This window comes from Pseudomonas sp. KK4 (assembly GCF_001984065.1).
Classification (GTDB): Bacteria; Pseudomonadota; Gammaproteobacteria; order Pseudomonadales; family Pseudomonadaceae; genus Aquipseudomonas.
On the sequence record NZ_LYVP01000128.1, the window covers coordinates 1 to 13,810 of the forward strand.

At 62.6% G+C, this 13,810-nt stretch carries 12 protein-coding genes; 3 read left to right on the plus strand and 9 right to left on the minus strand.

The features are described from left to right. The 7 genes from B0W55_RS25525 to B0W55_RS25555 all read right to left on the minus strand — a co-directional run. Window positions 1-932, minus strand: a 932-nt coding sequence (locus tag B0W55_RS25525) for a glycosyltransferase (protein ID WP_371807297.1), incomplete at its 3' end; no start/stop codon positions are given. Then, a complete protein-coding gene (locus B0W55_RS25530; RefSeq protein WP_077048689.1) occupies window positions 917-2,509 on the minus strand; it encodes a Wzz/FepE/Etk N-terminal domain-containing protein in 1,593 nt (530 codons plus the stop codon). The genes B0W55_RS25525 and B0W55_RS25530, both read right to left, overlap by 16 nt. A gap of 17 nt (window positions 2,510-2,526) precedes the next feature. Continuing rightward, entirely contained in the window at window positions 2,527-3,549 is a 1,023-nt protein-coding gene (locus B0W55_RS25535; protein ID WP_077048690.1) for a polysaccharide biosynthesis/export family protein, read from the minus strand. A 24-nt stretch (window positions 3,550-3,573) separates the two neighbouring features. Beyond that, a complete protein-coding gene (locus tag B0W55_RS25540; RefSeq protein WP_077048691.1) occupies window positions 3,574-4,221 on the minus strand; it encodes a CpsD/CapB family tyrosine-protein kinase in 648 nt (215 codons plus the stop codon). After that, window positions 4,221-4,967 carry a sugar transferase gene (locus B0W55_RS25545; protein WP_077048692.1) on the minus strand — a complete coding sequence of 249 codons (747 nt, stop codon included), beginning with the start codon at window positions 4,965-4,967 and terminating at the stop codon, window positions 4,221-4,223. The genes B0W55_RS25540 and B0W55_RS25545 overlap by 1 nt, the downstream gene beginning before the upstream one ends. Then, complete coding sequence (locus B0W55_RS25550; RefSeq protein WP_077048693.1) at window positions 4,967-6,022, minus strand: NAD-dependent epimerase; 1,056 nt, start codon at window positions 6,020-6,022, stop codon at window positions 4,967-4,969. Before B0W55_RS25550 ends, B0W55_RS25545 begins: the two co-directional genes overlap by 1 nt. Next, the gene (locus B0W55_RS25555) at window positions 6,019-7,371 is read right to left on the minus strand and encodes a UDP-glucose/GDP-mannose dehydrogenase family protein (RefSeq protein ID WP_077048694.1); all 1,353 of its coding nucleotides are present in this window, start codon (window positions 7,369-7,371) and stop codon (window positions 6,019-6,021) included. Before B0W55_RS25555 ends, B0W55_RS25550 begins: the two co-directional genes overlap by 4 nt. Before the next feature lie 388 nt (window positions 7,372-7,759). Between B0W55_RS25555 and B0W55_RS25560 the strand changes: the two genes are divergently transcribed. Then, window positions 7,760-9,457: a sulfatase-like hydrolase/transferase gene (locus tag B0W55_RS25560; RefSeq protein ID WP_077048695.1), complete on the plus strand. Its 1,698-nt coding sequence runs from the start codon at window positions 7,760-7,762 to the stop codon at window positions 9,455-9,457. Between the two features lie 208 nt (window positions 9,458-9,665). On the opposite strand, the gene B0W55_RS25565 is transcribed toward B0W55_RS25560, so the two are convergent. Continuing rightward, a complete protein-coding gene (locus B0W55_RS25565; RefSeq protein ID WP_077048696.1) occupies window positions 9,666-10,706 on the minus strand; it encodes an AraC family transcriptional regulator in 1,041 nt (346 codons plus the stop codon). A 71-nt stretch (window positions 10,707-10,777) separates the two neighbouring features. Here B0W55_RS25565 and B0W55_RS25570 point away from each other — a divergent pair, with 71 nt between their 5' ends. Further along, window positions 10,778-11,692 (plus strand): LysR family transcriptional regulator, encoded by a 915-nt coding sequence (locus tag B0W55_RS25570; protein ID WP_077048697.1) that lies wholly within the window; start codon window positions 10,778-10,780, stop codon window positions 11,690-11,692. Window positions 11,693-11,767: 75 nt separating this feature from the next. On the opposite strand, the gene B0W55_RS25575 is transcribed toward B0W55_RS25570, so the two are convergent. Beyond that, on the minus strand, window positions 11,768-12,718 hold the full coding sequence (locus tag B0W55_RS25575) for a LysR family transcriptional regulator (protein WP_077048698.1): 951 nt from the start codon (window positions 12,716-12,718) through the stop codon (window positions 11,768-11,770). 32 nt (window positions 12,719-12,750) lie between these two features. Here B0W55_RS25575 and B0W55_RS25580 point away from each other — a divergent pair, with 32 nt between their 5' ends. Further along, complete coding sequence (locus tag B0W55_RS25580; protein WP_256576399.1) at window positions 12,751-13,656, plus strand: AraC family transcriptional regulator; 906 nt, start codon at window positions 12,751-12,753, stop codon at window positions 13,654-13,656. The last annotated feature ends 154 nt before the right edge of the window (window positions 13,657-13,810 follow it).

Sequence of the window (13,810 nt, forward strand, 5' to 3'; positions counted from 1 at the left end):
TGCAGTACATCGGGAATCCCGCCGACACCGAACGCCACCACCGGGACCCCGGCCTGCATGGCTTCGAGCAGAATCATCGGCGTGCCCTCGGTGCGCGAGCTGATCACCAGTGCGTCGAGTTGCCGCCACCAGGGGGCCATGTCGACCTGGTAGCCCGGCAAACGGATGCGCCCCTGCAACCCGGCCTCGTGGATGCGCGCCAGCAGGCTGTCGCGCTCCGGGCCGTCGCCAAGCATCACCGCATCCAGTTGCGGGTACTGCCGGCACAGCGCAATCAGCGCATCGAGAAACAGGTCGGGGCCTTTTTCACGGCTCAAGCGCCCGACGTAACCGGCCAGCCAGCGTGTGGTGAGGGGATTTATCCCCGTTGGGCTGCGTAGCAGTCCCTCCCCTTGCTCCAGTGCCGGCAAACCATTGGGAATCACCTGCAGCTTCTCGGCCCGCACGCTGGCCTGACGGCACAGCGTGGCGATGCTCTCGGCGACGCACACCACCCGATTGACCACCGCGGTGCGGCACAGCTGCAGGCTCAGCCAGGTGTAGAACTTCTGCTTGCGGCTGCGCGGGGTGAAACCGTGCTGGGTGATCACCAGGGGCAGGCGCAACAGGGTTGCGCCGACCCAACCGAACAACAGGCCCTTGAAATTGTGCGCGTTGAGCAGCGGCCGCTCGGCCCGCCGCTGACGCAAATGCGCCAGCAACGCCCCCAGCCCGGTGCAACCGCGACAGTCCACCCCGGCCTCGCGAAACCGTGCGAGCAGCTCATACGGTGCATTGAGAAACAGCACCTGATGCTGCCCTGGCGTCGCCAGGCAGTGGTCGAGCAACATCCGCTCGGCACCGTAGAACCCGCCACTGCTGAGCAAATGAATGATCGGCAGCGAAGGTTTGCCGTGCTCCGAGGGCAGGGGCGCGTTCAATTGCGTACCCAATGGACGAACCCCGGCACGCTCCAGTTCTTGTGCGGGTTGCCCGGCTCGGCGTTCTGATCGTTGATCACCAGCAGCACCGGCAGGCCCAATTCGTGGGTGATTTGCGCCGGCGCCTTGAAGCGGTGATCGAAGAACTCACGCACGTAGACCAGGGCAATCGCCAGCAGCAGACCGGTGAACAGCCCGAACGGGATGATCAACAGCGGTTTTGGAAACGCCGCTTCGGTGGGCTCGAAGGGTGGGCTCAGGACCCGGGCGTTGGACAGGTCGTTGTCCAGCGAGCGGGCGGTGCTGCTTTCGGCGAAGCGTTGGGCATAGGTAGAGAACGCTGCATGCAGGGCATCGATCTCGGTGTCCAGTTGGCGCAGCTTGCTCTGGGTTTCCTGCAACTGATGGATACGGTCCTTGAATTCGGCGATGCGCGCGGTCTTCTGGTCGATCACCGAGCTGACAATCGCCAGGTCGTTGGTGCGCTCCTGAATCCGGTTGCTCACCACCTTGAGGAACTGCTGACGGGTGCGGGCGATTTGCTCGCGGGTCAACAGCATCGGCTCACTGCCGGGCTGGAAGATCGCCAGGTCGTTCATATAGCGGCTGACCTGGGCGGTCAGCGCCTCACCCATCTGCTTGATCTCGCGATCTTCAAACGCCACGTTGTCCACGGTGGTGGTGAAGGTGTAGGGGAAGGTGTAGTCGTTGAGCTTGTTGTCCTTGGCGGCGGCCAGGCTGGTTTTCAGGTAATCGAGCCAGCGTTGGCTTTGCAGCAGGCGATCGCGGTACAGGTTGAGTGCCTGCTCCTCGGTGTTGATGGCGTTGAGGCGGAAGGTGATCTCTTCCTTGGGATCGGACGAGCCGACGGCACCGAGCAAGGTCTGGCGCTCGTCTTCCAGGCCGTTGAGGCGCACCTGGTATTGGGTTTTCTTGGTTTCGTAGAAGCTCTGCGGAAGGTCGATCGATTGCAGCGCCTGACGGCTGACCAGGTAGTTCTGCAACAGCGACGCGACAAACCGGGTGCCTTGTGCCGGATCGGGGAAGCTGTAGATGATCGAGATCACGTTGGAGCCGGGCAGGGTTTCGATCTTCAGGCTGTCGATGGCCTCCTGGGTCAAGCCATCGAGCGTGGTGTCACGCACCGGGTCGGTCTCCATGCCCAACGCGGCCTTCATCGGGTTGATGACGTGTTCTCGCAGCGGTGTGCTGACGTATGTTTTGAAAGGCTGGGCGACCAGTTTCTTGAGAAGGCTGACAGGCGGGGTGTACTCACCTTTGTCCCGCAGCTCGCTGATGGTCTGGCGAATCAACGCCGGCGAACGCAGAATATTGCTCTCGGTTTCCATGTCCGCCAGCGACGGCGGAATGAATTGCGCGTTCTCCTGATTCAGCGACGTGGTGGCGTCACCCTGTGAGAGTTTCTTGGATTGCACGATCACCTGCGCGGTGATATCGAAGCTCTGTTTGAGCACCAGCGGCAAGACCAGGGCGATCACTGCAAAGACCAGGAATACTCGTTTCACCATTTGTTTGTTGGCGAAAAAGATCCTGAAGAACTCGTGCAGGTAGTTTTCCTTTGGGTTCATGGCGGGTCACCTGAGGGTCAGTTGCTGCTGTCTTTGTTGTCGACGCGGTAGCCGAAGCTGAAGCCCACGCCCTGGAACAACACCACGTCGGCCAGTTGTCGCGCCAGGTCGCCGGCGCTGGCCAGCTTGGTCTTGGGCACGTAGAGCATGTCGTCCGGTTGCAGATAGGCGATCTGCGAGGCATCGCCGGCCAGGGCTTTTTCCACGTCGTAGCGCTGGGCCTGGACCTGGTTGCCGTTGCGCCGCATGATCACCACCGAATCCAGGCGCGCCTTGACGTTCGAACCCCGGGCCAGGGTCAGGGCTTCGAGCACCGAGACCGGGCGGCGGATCGGGTAGGAGCCGGGCTGTCCGACTTCGCCCAGCACATAGATCTCGTTGCCGGCGGTGGACTTGAGCAGCACGTCCACCGTCATCCTGCCCGGCAGTTGCGCGTAGCGTTTGTTGAGGAAGGTTTCCAGTTGATTGACGGTCATGCCTTGCAGCGGCACGGCGCCGATCTCGGGGAAACTGGCGTAGCCGTCGGTGCCCACGGTGATCTCGCGGCTCATGCCGGTGGCCGGGTGGTTCAGCGCGTTTTTCAGGTTCTGCTCGTTGGTCAGCGGGCTGATGATCTGCACGGTCAGCTGATTGCGGTTGGGCTGGAACAATTGCTTGCGTTGATAGGCGCGCTGGATTTCCTCCCGTGCCTGCTCGGAGGTCATACCGGCGATTTTCACCGAGGTGTTGGCGCCCGGCAGTTCGATGCTGCCATCGGGCAGTACCAGCTGATTGCCGTTGAGCTGGCTGGCGGCGGTGAAGTTCAGGCCGATCTGGTCACCGGACTGAATGCGGTAGGCATCCGAGCCGCTGGTGCTGATGTGGAAGATCACGTCCAGCACGTCCTGTGGGCGCAGGGTCTGTTCGACCTTGGGCATGTCGGTGGCCTGGGCGTTGGCCGGCGAGGCCGTGAGGATATTGACCGGCATGTTCTGGGTGTCGGAAGTGCTGGTGCAACCTGCAAGCGGCAGCAACAGCAGGACAAGCATTTTGGCGTTCATGGCGTCATCCTTCTTGCGGTTGCGTTACAGGTTTTTGTAGAGCCACTTGGGCATGTAGTACTTGCGCCGATTGAAGACGCTGCCGACCAGTTTCGCCCCGGCCTGGGTCAGGCGCTGCACGGCGGCCTGGGCCACTTCCCAGCGGGTGTCCTCGGCACGCACGACCATGATCACGCCATCGACCTGAGTGCTGATGACCAGGGTGTCGGCGGCCGAATACACCGCGTCTCCGTCAATCACCACGAATCGATAACGGCTGCCGAGCTGGTCGAGCAACGGTCCCAGAATCTCCGGGGTCAGGTGCTCGTTGCCCCGGGCAAATCGCCCGTTGGGCAGCACGTGAAACGGCAGGCTCGACACGTCCACCACGCAGTCCTGCAACAGCGGCGGGCTCTGGGTGTTGAACAGCAGGTCGCGCAAACCGCGTTCTTTGGTTAACCCAAGCTGCTGGGTGAGGTTGGTCGTCGACTGGCTGGCGTCCACCAGCAGCACCTGGCCGCTGCTCATTTGCGCCAGTTGGCTGGCCAGCGCCAGGGCGCTGGTGGTCGTGCCTGCGCCGGGGTTGGCGGCGGTGATGAACAGGATGCGCAGATCCTGATCGAGCACGGTCGAAGCCAGGTTCGATTCGCTGGGGTTGGCGATGCTGAGACTCTTTGCAGTTGAACCGTCCATTAGCTTGCTCCGTGGCCGCTGAATACTTTGAAGGGGGTTTTCAACAGGATCTTCAGATCAAGCAGCAGGCTCTGCTCGGCGATATAGCTGAGGTCCAACTCAACGCGCTGGTCGAAGTCGATATTGCTGCGCCCGGAGATCTGCCACAGGCCGGTCATGCCGGGGTAGATGCTCAGGCGCGCCAAATGATTGTCCTTGTAGCGATAGGCGTTGAACGAGGTGGGCCGTGGGCCGACCAGGCGCATGTCGCCGGTCACTACGTTGATCAGGTTGGGCAGCTCATCGAGGCTGGTGCGGCGCAGGAAGCCGCCGATGCCGGTGATGCGCGGGTCCTTGTCGATCTTGAAGTCGATGGCGTCGGCACCGTGCTTGTTCAGGTGGCGCAGCGACTCCTTGAGTTCTTCGGCGTTGGCCACCATGGTGCGGAACTTGAACATGCCGAACATGCGCCCGCGGTAACCGGTGCGTTTTTGCACGAACATCACCGGCCCCGGGCTGGTCAGCTTGATCGCCAGCGCCAGGCCCAGCAGCAGCGGGGACATCAGCACCAGGATCGACAGTGCGCCCAGGCAGGCGACGATGCGATTGGTGCGCGACAAGGTCCATGGCCGGCCACCGTCACGGCCTGTCATCCAGCCGCGGCCCTGCATGTGGATCGCGGCGTCGAGGCGCATTCGTTGGTCGGGGTCCAGGCGTTTGTCACGGCGCAACTGTTGCAGCGGTATGCCTTTTTCATGTCCAGTCATCAATCGGTCCTCCACAGGCTTGAGCCGCGAGCGGCATGGGCGACAGGCAGTGGGTAGTAGTCGCGGAACCAGGCAACGAAGCGCCCGAGTCCTTCATCCAGCTCGATACGTGGCTGGAAACCGGTGGCGCGTGCCAGGTCGCTGGCATCGGCGCAGGTGTTGAGCACATCGCCCGGTTGCAGGGGCAGCAACTGGACCCGGGCTTTGCGTCCCAGGTGTTTTTCCAACAGTGCCAGGTAGGTCTTGAGTTCCACCGGGTGCTGGCCGCCGATGTTGTAGATCCGCCAGGGCGCCATGCTGCTGGCCGGGTCCGGTTGATCGCGGTCCCATTGCGGGTCGGCCTGCGGGGCGCGATCGATCAGGCGGGCGATGCTTTCGACGATGTCGTCGATGTAGGTGAAGTCGCGCTGGTGCTGGCCATGGTTGAACAGCTTCAGTGGGGTGCCTTCGTTGATCGCCCGGGCAAACTGGATCGGTGACATGTCGGGCCGGCCCCAGGGACCGTACACCGTGAAGAAGCGCAGGCCGGTGCAGGGAATGCCGAACAGGTGGCTGTAGCTGTGGGCCATCAGCTCGTTGGCTTTTTTGGTCGCGGCGTACAGCGACAGCGGATGATCCACCCCGTCACGCACCGAGTAGGGCGTGCGCTGGTTGGCGCCGTACACCGAACTCGACGAGGCGTAGACCAGGTGCCGGACCGGGTGCCGGCGGCAGCTTTCCAGAATGTTCAGGAAGCCATTGAGGTTGCTGTCGAGGTAGGCCCGGGGATTGTCCAGCGAATAACGCACCCCGGCCTGGGCCGCGAGGTTGATCACCACGTGCGGCTGTTCGCGGGCAAACAGGGTCTCGATGGCCGCGGCATCGGCCAGGTCAATCGTATCGAGCTGGAAAGGGCCGGCCTGCTCCCGTACCCAGCGCACGCGATCGTGCTTGAGCTGCGGGTCGTAGTAGTCGTTGAAGTTGTCCAGCCCGATCACCTGATGCCCGTCGCGCAACAGCCGCAACACACAGTGGGCACCAATGAATCCGGCGGCTCCGGTCACGAGGATCTTCATGGGCGCAAGACCTCGGGCGCGACATGGCGCAGGCCGATGCCACTGTAGTGCAGGCCGGCGGCGGCGACGTGCTCGGGGTTGTACAGGTTGCGCCCGTCGATGATCACCCGTGAGCGCAGCTTGCTGGCCAGCAGGTCGAAATCCACCACGCGGAAGTTTTTCCATTCAGTGCAAATCACCAGCGCATCGGCATCTTCCAGGGTGTCGTCGCGGGTGGCGCACAGGTGCAGATCATTGCGATAGCCATAGAGGCGCCGGCACTCGGACATGGCTTCCGGGTCGTAGGCCTGCACGCTGGCGCCTTCGGCCCACAACGCGTCCATCAGGTAGCGGCTGGGCGCTTCACGCATGTCATCGGTGTTGGGCTTGAACGCCAGGCCCCAGATGGCGATGGATTTGCCGGCCAGGCCCTGGGGGAACTGCGCCTTGAGTTTGCTGAACAGGATGTGGCGCTGGCTGTCGTTGACGTCGGTGACGCTGCGCAACAGGCGCAGGGGCATGCCGTTGTGTTCGGCGGTGTGCAGCAGGGCGCGCAGGTCCTTGGGGAAGCACGAGCCGCCGAAGCCGCAGCCGGGGTAAATGAAGTGGTAACCGATGCGCGGATCCGAGCCGATGCCCTTGCGCACCGCTTCGATATCGGCCCCCAGCAGCTCGGTGAGGTTGGCCAGTTCGTTCATGAAGCTGATGCGGGTAGCGAGCATCGCATTGGCCGCGTACTTGGTCAGCTCGGCGCTGCGGTTGTCCATGAACATGAGCTTTTCATGGTTGCGGCAGAAGGGGGCGTACAGTTCGCTCATCTGGCTGCGGGCGGTGTCGTCGCCGGTGCCGATGATGATCCGGTCCGGGCGCATGCAATCGGCCAGGGCACTGCCTTCCTTGAGAAACTCCGGGTTGGACACGACCCGCACGTCCAGCGAACCCTTGTCACGCCGTTGCAGTTCCTGGCGGGCGGTGGCCGCCACCTGATCGGCGGTTCCGACTGGCACTGTGGACTTGATGATCAGGGTGCGATCGGCCTCCATGAAACTGGCGATCTGCCGGGCTACGGTCAGCACATGGCTCAGATCGGCGGAGCCGTCCTCATCGGCCGGCGTGCCCACCGCGATGAAGATCAGCTCGCCGTGTTCGACCGCATCGCTGGCCTGGGTGGAGAACAGCAACCGTCCGGCCTTGATGTTTTCTTCCAGCGTACTCGAGAGGCCCGGTTCGCTGATCGGCGGTACGGCTTGCTGCAGTTGCTTGATCTTGTTCGGATCGATGTCGACACATAGGACGCGATGTCCGACATCGGCCAGTGCCGCTGCTTGTATCAGGCCAACATAGCCCGTACCAAATACGCTCACGTCCATATTGGCGTGCCTCGTAAGCCGGTGGAAAGATCAGAAATGAGAGTCACAAATGGGGTATAGACCAGCCTTGGAAAAGCGTGTCAGCAAACTGACATGTAAAAAGGGTAAGACACCCCCAGTGTTGGGGGGCCAATGGCCATCAAGTGCTTGCCCCTGTTCGAATTACTGGAAATTCAGCGCCAGAAAAACTTTTCCGAGAAAGCGATAAACGGTCAAAAGCCGCGTAATACAAGGGTTGTAGCAACATTAGTGTGTCAGAAATGAGGCATCTTTTTTTTGACGCTTTCACCCGGTGAAACCCCGTATGTTGCACTTCGATGGCGCAGTGCTAGTGTCAAAAAATGGCCGGCCACCTTTCGCTGACCCAAAAACGGGCAAAGAAGCGCTAATGAATCGATATCTGAAGGAAATATTAATAGCTGTCTATTTCGCCACTCATTACGACTATTACTTTGGTCGTATAAGTGCGGTGGGCATAGGCTTCCCGCTGGTGTTGTTTGCGGGGATGTTTGTCGTTTTGACGGTTGCGCTATTCATGACGGCCTACATACGCCGGGCACTGATCCGTCATGCATTGGCCCTGGTGATGTGTGCTGCGGCGGTGTTCTTCGACGTGTATACGCGGGTCACCGCTGACTACCTGACCTACAGCAGTTTCGTGTCGCTGGTGTATTCCGGCGGGTTCATCGAAGAGGCGCTGTACCAGTATCGCGATGCGATCATTGCTGGCGTGCTCGGCGGCGTGCCGCTGTTATTGGGTATTGGTCTCAAGCCGCGCCGGCGTCTGCCTGTGCCGGGGCCTGCGTTGGTGGCGGCGCCGCTGCTGGGGGTGTTGTTGCTAAGCGCCGTGTTGTTCGTGCGTGCCGGGGAGGGCGCGCGGGGCCTGCCGCAGATGTACACGCCGCTGGCCTACCTGAACCTGTTTGCCTATGAGTCGCTGCACAACACGGTAGGCCCCCGGGAGCCGGTGACGTTGACGCGCACTGATCAGCCGGTGGGCCACGACATCGTGCTGATCATTGACGAGAGCATTTCCGGCAATTATCTGGACATCAACGCGCCGTTCGGTGTGCGCAGCAACCTCAAGGAGCCTCGCGCGGGTGTTGCGATCTACAACTACGGCTACGCCGCCTCGATCGCCAATTGCAGCGTCGATACCAATGTCACCTTGCGCTACGGCGGCACCCGCGCCGACTACGTGCGCATCAACAGCACCCTGCCGTCGATCTGGCAGTACGCAAAAAAGGCCGGCTTGCACACCGTTTACATCGACGCCCAGCGCACCGGTGGCAACCTGCAGAACCTGATGAGCGAAACCGAAAAAAGGGACATCGACCAGTTCGTGCAGTTCGACCAGACCAGCGTGCGCGACCGCGACATGGCGGCAGCGGCGAAATTGATCGAATTGCTCAACGACGATCAGTCGCAATTGGTGATCATCAACAAGGTCGGCGCGCATTTCCCGGTGCACGACAAATACCCCGATGGCTTCATGGCCTATCGGCCGACCCTGCCTCGCGGGCAGTTCGTCGAGGTGGCGGACACCGGCGAACGCAACGGTTTCAATGGCCAGCCCGATGACTGGGTGCTGTACCGCAATGCCTACAAGAACACCCTGTTGTGGAACGTCGGCGAGTTCTTCTCCCGGGTGTTTGCCCAGGCCAACCTCAACAACGCCTTGTTGATCTACACCTCCGATCACGGCCAGGACCTGCACGAGCGCGGCAACCCGGGGCTGAACACCCATTGCGGCGGCGACCCTGTGGAGGAAGAGGGGCTGGTGCCGCTGGTGGTGATCCAGGGCGAAGGCTTGAAGACCCTGGACTGGCAGGCGCAGTTGGCCGGCAACAAGGACCGCTCCAGCCACTACAACATCTTCCCGACTTTGCTGCAGCTGATGGGCTACGACCTGGCAGGGGTGGAGGCGGTTTATGGCAAGCCGTTGAGTGTGGCGACGGCCGATGATTTCACGTTCAACTATCGGTTCAATGCGCGGTTGGGGGCCAAGCCCCAGTGGAAGCACATCGACCTCAACAGCATTGTGACGCCGGGGCAGGCGGCGACCCGTGTGGCGGTGGGGCAGTAGATTTTTTGTTGTCCGGGCGGGCCTCTTCGCGAGCAAGCCCGCTCCCACAGGTGACGATGATCCCATGTGGGAGCGGGCTTGCTCGCGAAGACGTCGGCGCATTCAACCTCCTCGTGGCCTGATACACCGCCATCGCGAGCAAGCCCGGTCTCACAGGTGACGGTGATCCACTGTGGGAGCGGGCTTGCTCGCGGAGGCGTCGTTCCAGTCATCCCTGAACTGCCGGCTGTACCCACCGCGCCCGATACACCCCCGGCGCACACCCCAGCCATCGCAAACACGCCCGGTTGAAACTCTGCACATCGCTGTACCCCAGCCGATCGGAAATCTCCACCAGCTCCAGTTCCCCCGCCTGCAACAGGTCTTCGGCGCGGCATCGGCGGTACTCATCCAGCAACTCGGAAAACCGCCAGCCCAGCGCCTTCAAGCGGCGTGCGGCCGTGCGTTCGATCAGATGCCGCGAGGCACAGAACTGCTGCCAGTCGGCCCCGGCCAGGTCGCTGATCAAGTAGTCGCTGGCCTGTTCGAGCAGGGTCGGTTCGCTGTTGCGCCGGGTCTGTTCCAGCAGTTCGACCAGGGTGTGTTCAAGCTCATGATTGCCCGGTGTCAGCGCCGTGACGAACAACTGCGGATCAAGGCGGATTGAAGGCTGCGCCTGGCCCCATAGCACCGGGGCGCGGAACGCTTGTTCATACGCCTGCGGCTCTGCCCGGCACGTTCCGGCCAGGCCCACGCCCAGGATCGGATCGCGCGCCAGGCCACTGGCCAGGAACTTGCGGCGCAGCATGCTGCACAGGCTGATGAGGATGTAATCGGTGGTCGGCGCCAGGGCTTTCACGCTGCCGCCGTCGAGCAGGCGCAGTTCGACATGCCCCGGGTCCCGCACGATCTGCGCCTGGAAGTGGCCGTTGAAGAAGGGGAAGAAACGCTCGAAATACTGACAGGCACTGTCCAGTGAGGCCGCGACGTCGAACAGGTACGTCAGGCCATTGGTGGCGGTGGACACGAAACGTCGGCCCGCCGCCACACCGATCAAGGGGTCGCCGGTCTGCTCGACGGCAAAGCTCCAGAAGCGTCGCGACAGGCACAGCGGCACCCGCATGAACGGGGCGCGCAACTCGAACAGGCTGCGCCGGAACAGTGCTTCGATGGCGTCTCGGGCAATGCCCCGCGCGAGCAATTCTTCGATGGCTGGCAGCAGGGTGGGGGCGTAGAACGCATTCAGTGGAGGCTGATCGCTTTTTGTCATGTAGGGCTCACAGCGAGTGACGGAACACTGGTTAGGCTGCTCGACGTTAAGCGATTTGCCGGAGCAAGACCATGCTTGATTTACGCCAGCTCGACCTGAACCTGCTGCTCGCCTTCGACGCGATTTACCAGCAGCGCAGCGTCACCCGCGCCGCCGAAGTGATGTGCCTGTCGCAGCCGGCCATGAGCAATGCGCTGCGCCGACTGCGGGAATTGTGCGGCGATCCGCTGTTCATCAAGAGCCGCCTGGGCGTGACCCCGACCCTGGTCGCCCATCGCCTGGCCGACTACGTGCGCGCCGCTCTGGAATCGTTGCGCGACGGCTTGCGCATGATCCCCGCGGCGCGGCAGAACAACCCGGTGTTGCGCATCAGTTGCCTGGATTGCCTGCAACCGGTACTGCTCGATGCGCTGCTCGAATCGCCCCACGCCGATTGGCAGGTGCGTTACTTCCAGCCGCGCCGTCGTGATGCCTTGCAGGAGCTGGCCAGCGGTAAGCTGGACATCCTGATCGACCTCGACCAACCCCTGGCCGGCCTGGCCGGATTGCACAAACAGATGCTGCCCGCCGACCATTACGTGTTCGCCTACGGCGCCGGGCTCAAGGAACCGCCGCGCACCCTGGAGGCTTATCTGCAGCAGCCGCAGATCCAGATTTCCAGCCGCCGCGACGGGCTCAACCCGGTGGACTTGCACCTGGGCCTCAAGGGCCTGCGCCGCACCTTGGCGGCCAGTACCCAGAGCACCCTGGCCGCGCGGTTGATCGCCGATCGGCAACCCTTCGGCATGAGCCTGCCCAGTCGCGTGGCCGGCGTGCTGGGCCTGCAGCACGTGCCGTTGCCACTGGAGGAAAGGGTGGAGCTGAAACTGGCGTTGTACATCGAATCGCGTTATCGCTTCGAGCGCGGTCGTGAGGAAGCGATGCATTGCCTGTTGCGGGCGCTGGGTGAGTCACGGGCGTTGCAGGCGATGGCACGCCGCGCATGACTGTAGGAGCGAGCATGCTCGCGATGGTCGTCAACGATAATGATGGCTGTCTGAATGCCCGCGTTGTCCCGACGTTCATCGCGAGCATGCTCGCTCCTGCAGGGGGCGGGTTGTGTTCGCTAGCAAGCGGTTGTCGACCTGGATGATCGCCTCCACCATCGCCTGCGCCGCCGGGGTCAGGGAATAACCCACGCGGCTGACGATGCCGTAATGCAGCTGCAAACCCGGGTCGTCGGTGGGCACGTCGGCAAATTCCAGCAGGCGGATGAGGCCCTGGTCGACCATTTCCGCCAGGGCTTCCATGGTGGCGATGCCCACCGCGTCGGAGCGCATCACCACCCGGCGGATGGCGTCGAATTGTGCGCATTCGACCGTGGGGTTGAAGTCCGGCTCGCCCTGCACGTCGGCGAGGATCTTGCGGATCATCGGCGGGATGCGCGTGCCGACCACGGCATAGCCGAGCAGGGCGCGCAGCGACAGCTGTTCGTGCTGGGCCAGGGGGTGGTCGATGCGGCAAAAAAACCGTCCGCGTCGGGGTCGCAACAGCTGCACCTGGTACTGGGGTTCGCCGGTGAAATAGCGCGAATCGGCCACCAGGAATTCGATCTGCTGTTCGCGCATCCACAGGGCCAATTGTTCCCAGTCGCCCTGGTGAAAACTGATGCGTACCGCCGGGTGCGCCTGGATGAATTCGGCCAGTGCTTCGGGCACCAACAGCTGCGCGGGGTAGGGGCCGCAACCGAAGCGCAGTTCGCCACCGGTCAGGCCGTTGTACTGGGTCAATTCGTTGTGCAAGGCCTGACTGCCCGCCAGCAGGCGCCGGGCGTGTTGCAGCACCAGTTCGCCCTGACCGGTCAGACGAAATTCGCGGCTGCTGCGTTCCACCAGCACGCAATCGAGATCCCGTTCCAGGGTCTGGATGCTGCGGCTGAACGCCGGTTGACTGAGGTTGATCGCTTCGGCGGCGCGGCCAAAGCTGCGGTAATCGGCCAGGGCCACCAAGTGGCGAAGCTGCCTTAGATCCATCATGCGTCTCCTGCATTTGTTGGATACTTTTAATGCATTTGATCGATAGTGTAGAGGCTGGCATAAGTACCTGCCTGTCTTTTCTGTCGCCGTTCGCCATGACCAGTCAAACCTTCGCCTCCAGCGCTTTCACCCGCACCATCCTCAGCCATGCGCAACGTTCCGGGCTGTGTCAGCAGCAGTTGCTGCAACGCGCCGGGATCTGCCTGTCGCTGCTCGAAGGCCCGGGGCTTCGGGTGCCGGCGCACCTGGTCGAACAGCTGTGGCACGAATGCGAACGGTTGGGGGCGGGGCCGACCTTTGGCTGTGAGCTGGTCAATGCCATGGCGACCGACAGCCTGCAAGGGCTGAACATCCTGCTGGACTCCGCCGCGACCCTGCGCGTGAGCCTGGCGTGCTTCACCGAGTTCCTGCCCCGTGTCACCAACTACGTGGTGGCGCAGCTTGAGGAAGTCGACGGGCAGGCCCGCTTGCACTTGCGAGGGGCCCTGCACAAACCTCATTTCTTCGGCCTGGATGCGGCGACGCTGAGCCTGGTCCGCAACATCGCCCGACGCCTGGGGCGGGCGCCGGGCGAGGCGTTCATGGGGGTAACCCTGACCCCGGAGCAGGCGGCCGGGGCGTGGTTGCGCAGTGTCGGCATCGAGGTGTGTCACGGTGCCCATCCGTGCCTGAGCATGCCGCTGGCCAGCCTTGATGAGCCGTTGCTGGGGGCCAATCCGTTTTTGCATCAGAGCATGTTGCGGCATTGGCAGGCGCAGGGGACGCAGCATGTCCGCAGCGACAGTCTGGAGATGGCGCGGCACTGGCTGACGGCGGGGGATCAGCCCATTGAGCGGATTGCCGAGCGGTTGGGGTATCGTCAGCCGAGCAATTTCATCCGGGCGTTTCGCAAGCAGTTCGGGATTACGCCGAAGCAGTTTCGGTTGGGGCTGTAGGTCGTTGCTTTTGTGGGAGCGGGCTTGCTCGCGATGGCGGCCTGGTAGCCGACCTGGCTCTTGCTGACGGGTACCTATCCATTTCTTCGGTAACGGCTGCTTATGGTTTCGCCCTGACGGCGACTCACTTTTTTTTCAAACGCCAAAAAAAAGT

What these genes read in the sequence shown, in the direction of transcription:
- B0W55_RS25530 (WP_077048689.1), bottom strand. Translation starts at nt 2,509, where the DNA reads ATGAACCCAAAGGAAAACTACCTGCACGAGTTCTTCAGGATCTTTTTC.
- B0W55_RS25535 (WP_077048690.1), bottom strand. Translation starts at nt 3,549, where the DNA reads ATGAACGCCAAAATGCTTGTCCTGCTGTTGCTGCCGCTTGCAGGTTGC.
- B0W55_RS25540 (WP_077048691.1), bottom strand. Translation starts at nt 4,221, where the DNA reads ATGGACGGTTCAACTGCAAAGAGTCTCAGCATCGCCAACCCCAGCGAA.
- B0W55_RS25545 (WP_077048692.1), bottom strand. Translation starts at nt 4,967, where the DNA reads ATGACTGGACATGAAAAAGGCATACCGCTGCAACAGTTGCGCCGTGAC.
- B0W55_RS25550 (WP_077048693.1), bottom strand. Translation starts at nt 6,022, where the DNA reads ATGAAGATCCTCGTGACCGGAGCCGCCGGATTCATTGGTGCCCACTGT.
- B0W55_RS25555 (WP_077048694.1), bottom strand. Translation starts at nt 7,371, where the DNA reads ATGGACGTGAGCGTATTTGGTACGGGCTATGTTGGCCTGATACAAGCA.
- B0W55_RS25560 (WP_077048695.1), top strand. Translation starts at nt 7,760, where the DNA reads ATGAATCGATATCTGAAGGAAATATTAATAGCTGTCTATTTCGCCACT.
- B0W55_RS25565 (WP_077048696.1), bottom strand. Translation starts at nt 10,706, where the DNA reads ATGACAAAAAGCGATCAGCCTCCACTGAATGCGTTCTACGCCCCCACC.
- B0W55_RS25570 (WP_077048697.1), top strand. Translation starts at nt 10,778, where the DNA reads ATGCTTGATTTACGCCAGCTCGACCTGAACCTGCTGCTCGCCTTCGAC.
- B0W55_RS25575 (WP_077048698.1), bottom strand. Translation starts at nt 12,718, where the DNA reads ATGGATCTAAGGCAGCTTCGCCACTTGGTGGCCCTGGCCGATTACCGC.
- B0W55_RS25580 (WP_256576399.1), top strand. Translation starts at nt 12,751, where the DNA reads ATGCATTTGATCGATAGTGTAGAGGCTGGCATAAGTACCTGCCTGTCT.